Annotated in this window: 6 protein-coding genes; 4 read left to right on the top strand and 2 right to left on the bottom strand. The window is 62.0% G+C overall.

The genetic code is table 11. The features are described from left to right. Window positions 1-23: 23 nt before the first annotated feature. Window positions 24-635, bottom strand: a complete 612-nt coding sequence (locus tag AC30D9_RS02415) for a TetR/AcrR family transcriptional regulator (protein ID WP_490143340.1) — start codon at window positions 633-635, stop codon at window positions 24-26. Between the two features lie 518 nt (window positions 636-1,153). Between AC30D9_RS02415 and gabP the strand changes: the two genes are divergently transcribed. The 4 genes from gabP to AC30D9_RS02395 all read left to right on the top strand — a co-directional run bounded on the left by gabP (window position 1,154) and on the right by AC30D9_RS02395 (window position 7,297). Beyond that, on the top strand, window positions 1,154-2,554 hold the full coding sequence (gabP, locus tag AC30D9_RS02410) for a GABA permease (RefSeq protein WP_307572089.1): 1,401 nt from the start codon (window positions 1,154-1,156) through the stop codon (window positions 2,552-2,554). A 306-nt stretch (window positions 2,555-2,860) separates the two neighbouring features. Beyond that, window positions 2,861-4,582, top strand: a complete 1,722-nt coding sequence (locus AC30D9_RS02405) for a type I secretion system permease/ATPase (protein WP_490143339.1) — start codon at window positions 2,861-2,863, stop codon at window positions 4,580-4,582. Continuing rightward, window positions 4,575-5,945, top strand: coding sequence for an HlyD family type I secretion periplasmic adaptor subunit (locus AC30D9_RS02400; protein ID WP_134924530.1), 1,371 nt, complete (start codon window positions 4,575-4,577; stop codon window positions 5,943-5,945). The genes AC30D9_RS02405 and AC30D9_RS02400 overlap by 8 nt, the downstream gene beginning before the upstream one ends. A gap of 2 nt (window positions 5,946-5,947) precedes the next feature. Then, complete coding sequence (locus AC30D9_RS02395) at window positions 5,948-7,297, top strand: TolC family outer membrane protein (RefSeq protein ID WP_307572091.1); 1,350 nt, start codon at window positions 5,948-5,950, stop codon at window positions 7,295-7,297. A 1,639-nt stretch (window positions 7,298-8,936) separates the two neighbouring features. Here AC30D9_RS02395 and AC30D9_RS02390 read toward each other — a convergent pair. After that, window positions 8,937-14,549, bottom strand: a complete 5,613-nt coding sequence (locus AC30D9_RS02390) for a putative Ig domain-containing protein (protein WP_490143338.1) — start codon at window positions 14,547-14,549, stop codon at window positions 8,937-8,939. Window positions 14,550-14,917: the final 368 nt, after the last annotated feature.

Below are 14,917 nucleotides of genomic sequence, written 5' to 3'. Positions count from 1 at the left end.
GTCCGTATCGATGAGTGACTCGCTCAGGCGCGCATGCCCAGGAAGAGCAGTTCGGTGATACGTCGGACCTGGGTGGAGTGGGCCTCGATATCCGGCTGTTCCTGGTTGACCAGCCTGAACAGCTGCAAGTGCGAATAATCGTTCAACAGGAACGCAGCGAGGTCGACGTCCAGGTCGGCGCGCAACTTGCCAGCCTCTTGCAATTCCCTGATCAGCCCGCTGATCTCGGCCCTGAGCGCATCGTTCATGGCGCGATAACCTTCGGGCAACCCGTTGTCGCCACCGAACAGGATCAGCGGCAGCAACTCGCGCCACAGGCTTGGGTGCATGACTTCCAGCGCATAACCGGTAAGCAACCGTTCCAGATAACACAGCGCTTCGACCGGGTCCTCGATTTCAGGCATCTGGCTGCGGGTGTCCGTGAGTGCGCGCTGGTCGGCGTCGTGCAGGATTTCGAGAATGATCTCCTGCTTGTTGCCGAAGTACTTGAACACCGTGGGCGCCGATACGCCGGCCTGGCTGGCGATCTGTTCGATGGTGGTGTTCTGGAAACCCTGGCGCTCGAACAGTTCGACCGCTGCCTTGCTGATGGCTTGGCGGCGTTCGGCTTTTTGACGTTCACGCAGTCCGCTCACGGGAGGTCCTTGTCATTGAAATAAAAAAGAGGCGACCGGAGCAATGCCAGCCAGTTGCAGATCAACCTGTGGGAGCGAGCCTGCTCGCGATTGCACTGAAGCAGCCAACATTGACGTTGACTGACACTCCGCAATCGCGAGCAGGCTCGCTCCCACCGGTGTTATGGCGGATAACAATAGCGCCTGATGCCCCATGCAAAATACTTAACCCAGTAAAGTTTTTAAAGGGTTTATTTCATTGCGGTCCCTCAGGGCTCGGCTGGATGCCGCGGTCCAGACGCCTGGCATGAGGCAAAACGCCATGCCGTACTTGGCGACATCAGGCACAGAGGTGGCGCGTTCAGGTAACTGACTGGGGAGAAAACACAGGTAACGTGGCGCGACTTTTCACCGTAAATGCACGTTCGCCCGGGGTGGATCAACACTCCAAGAGGTGCCGCCTTCAGGAGGGGCGCGAAACCGGAAACACCGACTGTCCCTGCGCGCGTCTCAATGTTCGATCACAAGAGAATAAGAAAATGACCAGCCCCAGCTTCAAGGATTCGAACGGCCATCTGGCACAGGGCTTCAAGCCTCGTCACGTCACCATGCTCTCCATTGCCGGGATCATCGGTGCCGGTCTGTTCGTCGGATCGGGCCATGCCATCGCCGCCGCCGGCCCGGCTGTCATGCTGGCCTATCTGTTCTCCGGGCTGTTGGTGGTCCTGGTCATGCGCATGCTGGGCGAGATGGCGGTTGCCAATCCGGACACCGGCTCATTCTCCACCTATGCCGACCAGTCCATCGGACGCTGGGCGGGCTTCACCATCGGCTGGCTGTACTGGTGGTTCTGGGTGCTGGTGATTCCCATCGAAGCGTTGGCCGCAGGTCATGTACTCAACCAATGGTTTCCCGCCGTCGATGCCTGGCTGTTCGCCTCGGTATCGATCGTTCTGCTGGCCGTTACGAATCTGTTCAGCGTCTCCAAGTACGGCGAGTTCGAATTCTGGTTCGCCATGGCCAAGGTCGTGGCGATCATCGGTTTCATCTCCCTGGGTTTCGCGGTGCTGATGGGCTGGATTCCCGAGCGTGAAGCCAGCGGCCTGAGTCGGTTGATGGAGGAGCATGGCGGGTTCGCCCCCAACGGCCTGTCGGCGGTGGTGGGCGCGTTCATCACCATCATGTTCAGCTTCATCGGCACGGAGGCGGTAACGATCGCCGCCGCCGAATCCGATAACCCTTCGCGGAACATTACCAAGGCCACCCGTTCGGTGATCTGGCGTATCGGCGTGTTCTACCTGTTGTCGATCTTCGTGGTCATTTCCGTGGTGCCCTGGAACGATCCGCTCCTGGCTTCAGTGGGTTCCTACCAGCGGGCCCTGGAGCTGATGAACATTCCCCATGCCAAGTTCCTGGTGGATGTGGTGGTGCTGATCGCCGTGGCCAGTTGCATGAACTCTTCGATCTACATCGCCTCGCGGATGTTGTATTCCCTGGGGCGCCGTGGCGATGCGCCAAAGGCCGTGAAGGTGACGTCCTCGGCCGGTGTGCCACGGTCTGCGGTCATTGCCAGTACCGTGTTGGGCGCGGGTGTCACTTTGTTCAGCTACTTCATGCCCGCCGGCCTGTTCCAGTTCCTGCTCGCCAGCTCCGGCGCCATCGCCTTGCTGGTGTATCTGGTGATCGCTATCTCGCAACTGCGCATGCGCCGGATGTTGCAACGGCAGAATATCGAGCTGCCTTTCCGCATGTGGCTGTTCCCCTGGCTGACCTGGTTGGTCATCGTGTTCATCTCGGCCGCGCTGGCGGTCATGATGGTCACGCCCGAGCATCGGAGCGAGGTCAGTACCACCCTCGGCCTGGCGCTGGTCATTTCCTTTATCGGCCTGTTGACGTCGCGACATTCGCCCCAGCCTGAGCAGGTTGCATCCCTCGGTTAACCGTGCCGTTCTTACCCTGTTGACGCCACGTTACTGGCGTCAACAAAACCTCGTTTTGGGCCTGTTCAGGACGCAATAACCTCCGTCCTGAAGCGCGGCCCGTCCGCCTGTCACCCACTTGCAAGCCCACCCCTGCGAACCGGCACTAACCGGCGGCTGCGTTGTCAGTAATTGGCGCCTGTAGGGATGAGGATCGCCCCTGATAACAGCACGCCGACTGGACTGATTTTTCTCGAACAGTCTCGGGAAAAAGCCTCGCGATGGATTGCGTCCTGGACCGACCATTTCTCTTGCAGGCGATTTCCCATGGGGTTTCTACTCGATCCGCGTCATGACATCGATGCTGCCTTACTGAGCTATCGCCGGGTGTTCTGGGCCCTTGCATTGTTCAGTGGCGTGATCAATCTGTTGGTGCTGGTGCCGTCGCTCTACATGATGCAGGTCTACGACCGGGTCCTGACCAGCCGCAACGAAACCACCTTGTTCATGCTTACCTTGATGGCCCTGGGGCTGTTCATGTTCAGCGCCCTGATCGAGTGGGTGCGCGGCGAGGTGATGATTCGCATGAGCGCAGGTCTGGACGAAGCCTTGGGCGAGCGGATTTTCGACGCCGCCTTCGCCCGCAGCCTGCGCGAGCACAACGCCAACCCGGCGCAGGTGCTCACCGATCTGGCCACGCTGCGGCAGTTGATTACCGGGCAGGGCCTGATTGCCTTGCTCGACGCACCGTGGCTGCCGATCTTTCTGCTGGTGGCGTTCATCTTTCACCCCTGGTTTGGCGTGCTCACGCTGGTGCTGGCCCTGGTGCTGATCGGCCTGGCGCTGTGGGGCGAACTGGCGACGCGAGCACGGCTGGGGGAAGCCAATCGACTGGGGGTGCAGTCGTCGATCTATGTGAACAGCACGCTGCACAATGCCGAAGTCATCCAGGCCCTGGGCATGCTCGGACCGCTGCGTCAGCGGTGGAGCCTGTTGCAGCAACGGATCATCGCCGCCCAGGCCCACGCCAGCGACCGCAGCGCGCGTATCACCTCGACGACCCGTTTCGTGCGTATCTCCGGGCAGTCCCTGGCGCTGGGGTTGGGCGCCTTGCTGGTACTTGAAGGCCAGCTGTCGGCGGGCATGATGATTGCGATGTCGCTGTTGCTGGGGCGGGCCCTGGCGCCCGTGGAAATCGCGATCGGCTCGTGGAAGCAATTCAACGCCGGACGCCAGAGTTACCAGCGCCTGAGTCAACTGCTGGCCCAGCATCCGCGCGAACGCCTGCGCATGCCATTGCCGCCACCTACCGGCGCAGTGCGCCTGGAACAGTTGTATGTCGGCCCGCCGGGTGCTTCGCAGCCGATCCTGCGCGGCATCAATTTCAGTCTCGCCAAAGGCGATGTGCTCGCGGTGGTCGGGCCCAGCGCCAGTGGTAAATCGACATTGGCGCGGGCCTTGGTCGGGGTCTGGCCGGCCATGGGCGGGTCGGTGCGCCTGGACGATGCCGAGATCAGCCAATGGTCCCACGACGCCTTGGGCCCGTACCTTGGATACCTGCCACAGGACATCGAGCTGTTCGACGGCACGGTTGCCGACAATATCGCCCGCTTCGGTGAGCAGGACGCCGACAAGATCATCGCCGCCGGGCGTCATGCCGGCATCCACGAGATGATCCTGCGGTTTCCCAAGGGCTACGACACGCCGCTGGGGCCCGGCGGGCTTGGCTTGTCCGGTGGGCAAAAACAACGCCTGGGCCTGGCTCGCGCGCTTTACGGGCGGCCGTCGCTGATCGTGCTCGATGAACCCAACTCCAATCTCGATGACGCCGGGGAGCTGGCGCTGATGCAGGCCATCAACGCGCTCAAGGCGGCCGGCAGCACCGTGGTGTTGATTACTCACCGGCCCAGTGTGCTGGCGGTGGTCGATCACATCCTGGTGCTCAAGGACGGTACTCAACAGGCGTTCGGCCCACGGGACCGAGTGCTCAAGGCATTGATGCCGGGGCCGAGACCGGCCGCGGTCAGGGAGGCTGGCGAAGATGCGTGATCTGATTCCCGAGGCACAGACCTACAGCGAGCACGGGCTGAGCGTGCGCAGCACCACGACGCTGCCCAGCGCCAGTACCGACGCCGGAAGCGCAGCACGTTATGGCGTCGGATTCCTGGTCCTGACCCTGGGTGGTTTCCTGCTCTGGGCCTGCCTGGCACCGCTCGACCAGGGCGTGGTGGGCAGCGGTACCGTGGTGGTGGCGGGGGAGCGCAAGGCCGTGCAGTCGTTGATCGGCGGGGTGGTGGAAAAGCTGCTGGTCAGCGATGGCGACCGCGTCACCCAGGGGCAATTGCTGGTACAGCTCAATACGGTGCAGGCGCAGTCGCAATTGGACGTGACCCTGGGCAAGCTGCTCAATGATCGCAGCATCGAAGCGCGCTTGATTGCCGAGCGCCTGGGCAACGCCGAAATCCAGTGGCCTGCGGAACTGTTGGCGCGTGCCGACGAACCGCGTGTCAAGGCGGCCATGGCGTTGCAGAGCCAGTTGTTCATCACCCGTCGCGCGGAGCTGGGCAGCCGCTTGCAGATCATCGAGCACGAAGCCGCGGCCTTGCAGCAACAATTGCTTGGCTACGAAGGCGTCAAGCGCAACTACGACGCGCAGATGCGTTTCCAGCAGCAGGAACTCGAAGGCCTGCGTGACCTGGCCCGCGAAGGCTACGTTCCGCGCAACAAACTGTTCGAGGCCGAGCGCAACGCGGCCCAATTGGCGGGGCAGATCGCCTCTGGCGTGGGCGATGTCGGCAGGACGCGCCAGGCGATCAACGAAAGCCGACTCAAGGCCTTGCAGGCACAACAGGAATTCCGCCGCGATGCCGAAACCCAGCTCAGCGAAGTGTCTGCCGAGGCGGCCGGCTATGCCGATCAGATTCGTGCCTTGCAGTTTGAAGTCGACAACGGTGCGATCCGTGCGCCAGTGGCCGGGCAGGTCATGGACGTGAGTATTCATACGGTCGGCGGCGTTGTGCAGGCCGGGCAGACCCTGATGCAGGTGGTGCCGCTGGATGCGCCGATGGCGATCACTGCTCGCTTCGAGCCGCTGATGGCCAACAAACTGCGCCCGGGCCTGCCGGTGCATGTGCATTTCACCGCGCTGCAACGGGTGGATACGCCGACGGTCACCGGTACGGTGACGACGGTGTCGGCGGACCAGTTGATCAATGAACAGACGCACCAACCGTACTTCTCGGCCAAGGTCGAGATTCCCGCCGACACCGTGGCTGCGTTGCAGGGTGCCGGCTTGCTGGTGCGCCCCGGCATGCTCGCCGATGTCACGGTAGTGACCGGCGAACGCACCTTGATGAATTACCTGATGAAGCCTTTGCGTGAACGCTTGCTTGCAGCCTTCAAGGAGGAATGAGCGTGGTCGACCGTAGCCGCTACCGTTTGCGTGTGTTGCTAAGCCTGTGTACCGGGTGGGCGGCGATCAATCCCGTGTGGGCCGCCGAGGGTGGCCTGAGCCTGACCGCCGCCTACGATGCCTCGCGCCTCAACGATCCGACCGTGCAATCGGCGGCCCACGCCTTCGAAGCTTCACGACATGAAGAGGACATCGGTCGCGGTGGGCTTTACCCGCAGGTGTCATTGACCTCGCGCTACGGCTATGGCGGACGTACCGATGGCGGTGACGACAGCACCTACGTCAACAGCAACGATTACCAGGCGAACAACGTCACTCTGGCGGCGCAGCAGCCGCTTTACGACAAGGCCCGCTGGGCGGCGTACCAGGAGGGCAAGGCACGCGGCCAACTGGGCACCCAGGTGTTCGACGTGGCCGGCCAGACCCTGTATGACCGGGTGGCGAAGGGGTATTTCGACGTCGCCCGGGCCGAGAACGAAATCAAGTTGATCGCCCAGCAAAAGGCCGCCATCCAGGGTTTGGTCGTTCAAAGTAAAAAGCTCTATGAAGGCGGGCAGGGCGCGATCACCGATATCGACGAAGCCCAGGCGCGACTCGATCTGGTGCAGGCCCAGGAGGCTGAAGCCCAGGCGCGCCGGGTGGCTGCTTTGCGGGCGTTGTCCGGGCGTGCCAGCGTGCCCATCGATGACATCTTGCCGATGCGCGAAGAACTGACCACCGGCAGCCCGATCCCGCCGGAGCAGGATTTGTCGTACTGGACCGCGATAGCCCGCCAAGCCAGCCCCGAGCTGGCCGCCCGGCTGGCGGCGGTGAAAGTTGCCGAGGCCCAGGCCGACAGCCAGCGCGCCGGGCACTATCCAACCTTGTCGCTGACCACTCAGTTGACCCGCCGGGAAACCCGTCAATACCAGGAACTCGACCCGCGCCAGGACACCTACTACGTCGGCGTGCAGTTGGACATTCCGCTGTATCGCGGCGGGGCGGTACGAGCCTCGGTGGCCAAGGCCGAGGCGCAACTGGCCGGCGCCCAGTCCGACTACGACGTGCAACGTCAACAACTGGCCGAGGATATCGAGACCGACTACCTGGGCGTCGTGGCCGGGTTTGCCAAGAGCAAGGCGATGCAGCGGGCGGTTGAATCCAACCAGCGAGCACTGGCCTCGACGGAAAAAGGCTTCCAGGGCGGCGTGCGCTCCACGGTGGACATCCTCGATGCCCAGCAGCGGCTGTTCCAGGCCCGTCGAGACCTGCTCAACACCAAGCTCGACATGCTGCAGAGTTATGTGAGCCTGCACACCCACACCGGCCAGATGAACCGCGCGGTGCTGGAGCAGGTGCAAAGCCTGTTCTAGACAATCCTTATCCCTCGCCACAGAAACGGTCCAGGCCTTGTGCTTGCCTTCAACCTTTCAGGCACAACACGACCCTCTGTGGGCTTGTCCTGGATTTTTCAGGCACAGCACGACCCCTGTGGGAGCGGGCTTGCTCGCGAAAGCGGTGGGTCAGTCAGCATCCATGTTGAATGTGCCGGCGCCTTCGCGAGCAAGCTCGCTCTCACAGTTTTGATCTGTGGTTGACCTGGATTTTTCAGGCACAGCACGACCCCTGTGGGAGCGGGCTTGCTCGCGAAAGCGGTGGGTCAGTCAGCACCTTTGTTGGATATGCCGGCGCCTTCGCGAGCAAGCCCGCTCCCACATTTTTGATCTGTGGTTGACTGGATTTTTCAGGTACAACGCGACCCCTGTGGGAGCGGGCTTGCTCGCGAAAGCGGTGGGTCAGTCAGCACCTTTGTTGGATGTGCCGGCGCCATCGCGAGCAGGCCCGCTCCCACAGTTTTGATCTGCGGTTGACCTGGATTTTCAGGCACAGCACGACCTCTGTGGGAGCGGGCTTGCTCGCGAAAGCGGTGGGTCAGTCAGCACCTTTGTTGGATGTGCCGGCGCCATCGCGAGCAAGCCCGCTCCCACAGTTTTGATTTGCGGTTGACCTGGATATTTCAGGCACAGCACGACCCCTGTGGGAGCGAGCCTGCTCGCGATAGCGGTGGGTCAGTCAGCACCTTTGTTGGATGTGCCGGCGCCATCGCGAGCAGGCTCGCTCCCACAGTTTTGATCTGCGGTTGACCTGGATTTTCAGGCACAGCACGACCTCTGTGGGAGCGGGCTTGCTCGCGAAAGCGGTGGGTCAGTCAGCATCTTTGTTGGATGTGCCGGCGCCATCGCGAGCAGGCTCGCTCCCACAGTTTTGATCTGTGGTTGACCTGGATTTTTCAGGCACAGCACGACCCCTGTGGGAGCGGGCTTGCTCGCGAAAGCGGTGGGTCAGTCAGCATCTTTGTTGGATGTGCCGGCGCCATCGCGAGCAGACTCGCTCCCACAGTTTTGATCTGCGGTTGACCTGGATTTTTCAGGCACAGCACGACCCTTGTGGGAGCGAGCCTGCTCGCGATAGAGGTGGGTCAGTCAGCATCTTTGTTGGATGTGCCGGCGCCATCGCGAGCAGGCTCGCTCCCACAGTTTTGATTTGCGGTTGACCTGGATTTTTCAGGCACAACACGACCCCTGTGGGAGCGAGCCTGCTCGCGATAGAGGTGGGTCAGTCAGCACCTTTGTTGGATGTGCCGGCGCCATCGCGAGCAGGCTCGCTCCCACAGTTTTGATCTGTGGTTGACCTGGATTTTTCTGGCACAGCACGACCCCTGTGGGGGTGGGCTTGCTCGCGAAAGCGTTGGGTCAGTCAGCACCTTTGTTGGATGTGCCGGCGCCATCGCGAGCAGGCTCGCTCCCACAGTTTTGATCTGCGGTTGACCTGGATTTTTCAGGCACAGCACGACCCCTGTGGGAGCGGGCTTGCTCGCGAAAGCGGTGGGTCAGTCAGCACCTTTGTTGAATGTGCCGGCGCCTTCGCGAGCAAGCCCGCTCCCACATTTTTGATCTGCGGTTGACCTGGATATTTCAGGCGCAACACGACCCCTGTTGGAGGGGGCTTGGCTCAGGCGGTGAAGTCGCTGGCGTGCAGCTCCTTGACGCCCACCAGTTCGAATTCGAACTCGGGGGTGGCGTCGGCGTTGGTACTGCCGTAGAGAATGCCATCGGCAAAGCGCAGCTGGCCGGTGGCGTTGGTGGCGTCGAAGGCGTTGCTGCCGATGAATGTGAAGGCATCGACCGTGGCGGTCAACGGGTTGGCGTCCAGACCGGTGAGGTCCAGTTTGTCGAACTCCGCACTCTTGAAACCGTTGATCACATCGCGCGAAGCGCCGACGCCCATGTCCGCCAGCGCACCAAAGGCGTAGGTGTCGGCGCCCGTGCCACCGGTGAGGTTGTCGGTGCCTGCGCCGCCGATCAACCGGTCATCGCCCGAGCCACCTACCAACGTATCGTTGCCTGCACCGCCGTCGAGGACGTTCGCCGCGCTGTTCCCCGACAGTGTGTCGGCGTAGGCGCTTCCTTTCAGGTTCTCGATGAATTTCAAGGTATCGAGCCCGGACCCCACGGTGTTTTGCTGCGCAGACGTCGAGAGGTTCACGGTCACACCGGAGAGGGCGCGCTCAAAGCTCGCCGTGTCAATGCCGTCGCGGCCATCCAGGACATTGTTGCCGGCGCCAGCGAACAGCGTATTGTCCAGCGCGTTACCCGTGCCATTGGCGGCACCGGTGCTATCGACATACAGGTTTTCGACGTTGCTGCCCAAAGTATAGGTCGCCAGGCTGCTGTGCACGCTGTCGACCCCGCCGGTCACCGTATTGCTGTTGGTTTCGATCACGCTGTCGTCGGCATTGTCGACAAAGTAGGTATCGTTGCCGTCGCCACCGCTCATGCTGTCGGCCCCAGCGGCGCCGTCGAGCACGTTGTTGGCGGCATTGCCGGTGATGAAATTGCGCCGTTCATTGCCAGTGCCGTCGATGTCCGACACACCGGTGAGCACCAGGTTTTCGAGATTGGCCCCCAGCGTCCAACTGACCGAGGCCTGCACCGTATCGATCTGCGCGGTCGAGGTGTTGGTTTCCACCACGCTGTCGAAAGCATTGTCGACCACGTAGATGTCGTTGCCATCCCCCCCGGTCAGGGTGTCGGCGCCGAGATCGCCATCCAGGGTGTCGTTGCCCGAGCTGCCCACCAGGGTGTCGTCCTGGTCGGTGCCAGAGATCATCCCTCCTTGGTTCTGGGCGTTGTCGAAGATGTCCTGCACGCTGTTGTTGTCGTTGGGGTTGCCCTGGAAGCCCAGGTCATCGGCGATGTAATCCGCCAGGCGCTGGCCGACGATTTCCGCCGATTCTTCGTGCAGGTGCCAGACGTCATCGGGGTACACCAGTGGATCGACTTCGTAGCGCAAGGGCAGGTCGGTGTAGTCCACCGCCAGCTTGACGTCGGCGCGCTCGGCGGCCATGGCTTCCTGGGCGGCGCGGACATAGCCGACGCCCTCGACAATGGACGCGATCTTCTCTTCCGAATAACCCCGGGCCCGGGCCGCATCCTCTGAGTAATGACCGGTTTCCATCAGGTACACGCTGAAATTGCCGAACTGGGCATGCAGGTAATCGAACACTTTCAGGGTCGCGGCTTTGTACGCCGCCGCGGCGGCGACCTTGTCTGTGGCGCGGGCGATTTCCTGGGCGGCTTCCTCGCCCTGGCCCCAGATAATGCCCATGGTGACGTTATCGATCGACTGCAGTTCAGTGCGCTGGTCGCGCAGCAACGTCACCGCCCGCAATAGCGCCGGCCCGGGTTGGTTGGTGTCGGTCAACCACCAGCACAGCTTGAGTTCCTCGGCGCTGAGTGTGGACAGGCCGTTGACCGTGCTGCCACCAACGGCGATGTCGATACCGTTGCCATCGGCATCGGTGAACTGGCTGCGCACGTCGTAGGTGGTGTAGCGGTCCAGGTCTTTGACCAGCATCGAGGTGCCGGATTGGTCGTCGTCCTCGGTCATGCGCAGCAGGCGTGCATTGGATTGGCCGAGGGTTGGCAGGTAGAGAATATCCTGCTGGGCACGCTCGCCGAAGACGAAGTCGTTGGCGGTGAGGGTGTTGAGATAGTTGCCGTTGAGGGCTATCTCGAAGCGATTGCCATCGGCGTCGGCTTCGGCGGACTTGACGTAGGTCTTGTCGCCGGCCGAGTTCAGGGTCATGTACAACGTGTGGTTGCTGCCATCGCCGAGGCCGAGAAAGCCCAGCCCCGAAACGTCGATTTTGTCGACGCCTACGGTGAAGTCATAAATCGTGTCGGTGGCCGTGACACCACCGGTGTCGTAGTCGCGGTAGCTGTCGGACAGGTTGTTGTAGCGAAACGTGTCGGCGCCATCGCCACCGTACAACGAGTCCCGTCCGGCACCGCCATCGACGATGTCCGCGCCGGTGCCGGCCTTGATCGTGTCGTTGCCGCCGAGGCCGAGGATCAGGTCCGCGCTTGCCGTGCCGTTGAGGGTTTCGGCATTGTTGGTGCCGGTAATGGTGTTGGCGGGCGCGTCGGCCACCACCAGGGTGAAGTTGTCGCTGACCGAGGCGCCTGAAGGATCGGTGGCCTTGACCAGTACGTCGTAGTTGCCCGCCGCGGTGCTGGTTGGCGTGCCGCTGAAGGTCAGGTTGGTGGCATTGAAACTCAGCCAGGCGGGCAGGGCGTTGCCGTTGGCGAGGGTCGCGGTGTAGGTCAGCACATCCTGGTTGGCGTCGGTGAAACTGTTGCTCGCCACGGTGTATTTGAATGGCGTGCTTTCACTGGCGTTCTGGTCCAGGAGTGGGGTGGACACGACCGGCGCCACGTTGGTGGGGTTGGTCTGGTCGGCAAAGACGAAATGATTGGCCGTCAGGCTGCTGACGAAGTTGCCCGCCATCGAGATCTCGAACCGGTTGCCGTTCGCGTCGACCGTGAGATCCTTGAGGTAGGTGCGGTTGGTCGACGAACTGTAAGTGACCTGCAGGGTGCCGTTGAGCCCGTTGCCCAGGCCGGTATAGCCGAGGGCCGACACATCGATCTTGTCGGCGGCCACATCGAAGTCGAGGATCTGGTCACTGGCGCTGGTGGAACTGGTGCGGTAGCTGTCGAGTTTCGAGGTGTAGCGGAACACATCGGCCCCGGTGCCACCGGTGAGTTTGTCGACTCCGGTACCGCCGACCAGGATGTCGTTGCCGGCGCCGCCATTGAGGGTGTCGTTGCCCGCGCCACCGAACAGTTGTTCATTGGCCGCGGTGCCGGTCAGCGTGTCGTTGTTCGGCGTGCCATTGATCACGATGGCGCCGGGGGCGTCTTGCACGGCGAGGGTAAAGCTGTCGCTGACAGTGGCGTTGCTGCCGTCGGTCGCGGTGACCTGGATGGCGTAGGTGCCCGATGCGGTGTCGGGTGGCGTGCCGCTGAAGGTGCGCGTGGCGGCATCGAAGGTCAGCCAACTGGGCAAGGCGCTGCCATTGGCGAGCTTGGCGGTGTAGCTCAGGCTGTCGTTATCCGGATCGGTGAAGCTGGTGGCCGGCACTACGTAGCTGAACGGGGTGTTTTCGCTGGCGTTCTGATCCACCAGCGGTGTAGCCAGCACGGGCGCCTGGTTGGTCGGCGACGTGGTGGCGAAGACGAAGTTGGCGCTGGTCAGGGTGTTGAGGTAATTGCCGTCCAGCGCCACTTCGAAGCGGTTGCCATTGGCGTCGGCCTCCAGGGATTTGATATAGGTCTTGGTGCCGGCACTGTTGAGCACCAGGTACACGGTGTTGTTCTTGCCGTCTCCCAGGCCGGTGAAGCCCATGGCCGAGAGGTCGATCTTGTCGGCGCTGACGTTGAAATCGGTGATCAGGTCGCCCAGGTTGGCGCCGCCGGTGTTGTAGTTGCGGTAGCTGTCCAGGCGGTTGGCGAACACGAACGTGTCCGCCCCGGCGCCACCGGTGAGGGTGTCCATGCCGGCACCGCCGTCGAGCTTGTCGTCGCCGGTGCCACCACTGAGGCTGTCATTGCCCGCCAGGCCGAGCAGGGTGTCGGCCGCATCGCTACCCAGCAGCGAGTCGCTGCCGCTGGTGCCGGTGATCACGCGATTGAAGATGAAATTACTGGCGGTCAGGGTGCTGGCCAGGTTACCCGTCAGAATCAGTTCGAAGCGGTTGCCACTGGCGTCGGCGTCGAAGTCCTTGATGTAGGTGCGGTTGTTGCTGGCGCTGTAGCTGACCTGCAAGGTGCCACCGCGGCCATTGCCCAGGCCGGTGAAACCGAGGCCGGCGAGGTCGATCTTGTCCTGGGTGACGTCAAAGTCGGTGATGGTGTCATCGAAGCTGGTGGTTGCGTTGCGGTAACTGTCCGACTGCGCGACGAACCGGAAGGTATCGGCCCCGGTGCCACCAGTGAGTTTGTCGATGCCTGCGCCACCGACGAGGATATCGCCGCCTGCCGCGCCATTGATGGTGTCGTTGCCCGCACCGCCGTAGAAAATCTCGCTGGCGGCACTGCCGAGCAGGGTGTCGTTACCCGCCGTACCTTGCACGGTAGTCATTGGCACCGTGGCGCTGACATAGCTGCCGTCGCCATAGACCAGCGTGGCGCCCTTGCTCGTGTGGCTGATGGTGTTGGCGATGATGGCGTTGCGGTCGGTACCGTCCTCGTTGCGCTCGGCAACGCCATAAGTCGACAGATCGCTGCCGCTGATGATGTTGCCTTGGATGAGGTTGTCGCTGCCGTTGAAGTACTTGCCGGACACACCCAGGGTATCGTCATAGGACTGGATGATGATTTCCGGTACGGCACTGCCCAGGGCGTTGTTGTTGAGGGTGTTGTCGATGACGTCGACGTGGTTGCTGCCGTAGATGCGGATCCCGGCGCTGGTGTTGTCATGGATGTCGACGCCAGTGACGGTCACTTCGCTGGAGAGCTTGATCAATACGCCTTCGGCGCCGTTGCCATACACCTCGCCGCCAGTGATGGTGATGTTGCTGGGCGAGGGGATGTCCTCGCTGCCGCGCTGGATCACGATGCCATTGCCGCCATTGTCGTAGGCGACGTTATTGGTCATGGTGAAATCATGGGTGCTGGTGACGATGTTGAAACCGTGACGGTCGTTATCGTAGGCGACGTTGTTTTCGAAGGTACTGTCGCTGAGGAAGTCGGCGACGAAGCCGTCCAGGCCGTTGCCGTGGGACACGCTGTTCTTGATGACCATGTTGACGGTTTGCTCGTGGGGGTCGAAACCGTACCCGGAGCAATCCTTGATCTCGACGCCGTCGAGGGTGACGTTGGAGTCGTAGCCTTCTTCGCCGGGAATGTAACCGTTGAACCAGCCGTCGACCTTGCCGGTGGTGCTGTCGCGGTTGCCGTCGATGGTGAGGTTGCTGACCCCGAAGTCGTGGGTTTCCTCGCCGTAGGCCGAGCGGATGATCCCGGTGATCTTGGTGTCCGAGCCATCGACCAGCTTGACCGTGGTTTCACCCATGCCGTCGCCGTACAGGTAGACGTTGCTCTTGAGCATCAGGCAGCCATCGGAAGGTTCCTCTCCCCCCGAAACGATGTAGGTGCCGGCCGGCATATACACCTGGCCTCCACCCGCAGCGGCCGCCGCATCAATCGCACTCTGAATGGCTGCCGTGTCGTCGGTGATGCCATCTCCTTTGGCGCCAAAATTTTGTACGTTGAAAATCATGAGCTTATCTCCGTATCAGGCTTAAACCTCGGTAGACGCCAATATTCCATCGACGACCTCGGTGTTATGACCCAACGGAGCGCAAAAGTTGTGACCGAATATCGGGGAAAGTGTCAAAAAGCCGGACTAACTGATCAGCGGTTGTGTGGAGTATGCGTGCGAGCAACGTTCCGTTGACGCTTTCAAGGCCGAACGGTGCCCCTTGTGGGAGCGGGCTTGCTCGCGAAGGCGGCGAATCAGTCGCCATTGCCATGACTGACACACCGCTTTCGCGAGCAAGCCCGCTCCCACAGGTTCCGTGGTGACTGATGGGAGTTTCCTTGATTGGCATCAACCCCGCTTCGGGGGCCGCACGATAACCTCGAGTA

This window comes from Pseudomonas sp. DF11 (genome assembly GCF_058148565.1).
Note: the sequence above shows the minus strand (reverse complement) of the source record. Positions and strands in the feature narration are given on the sequence as shown.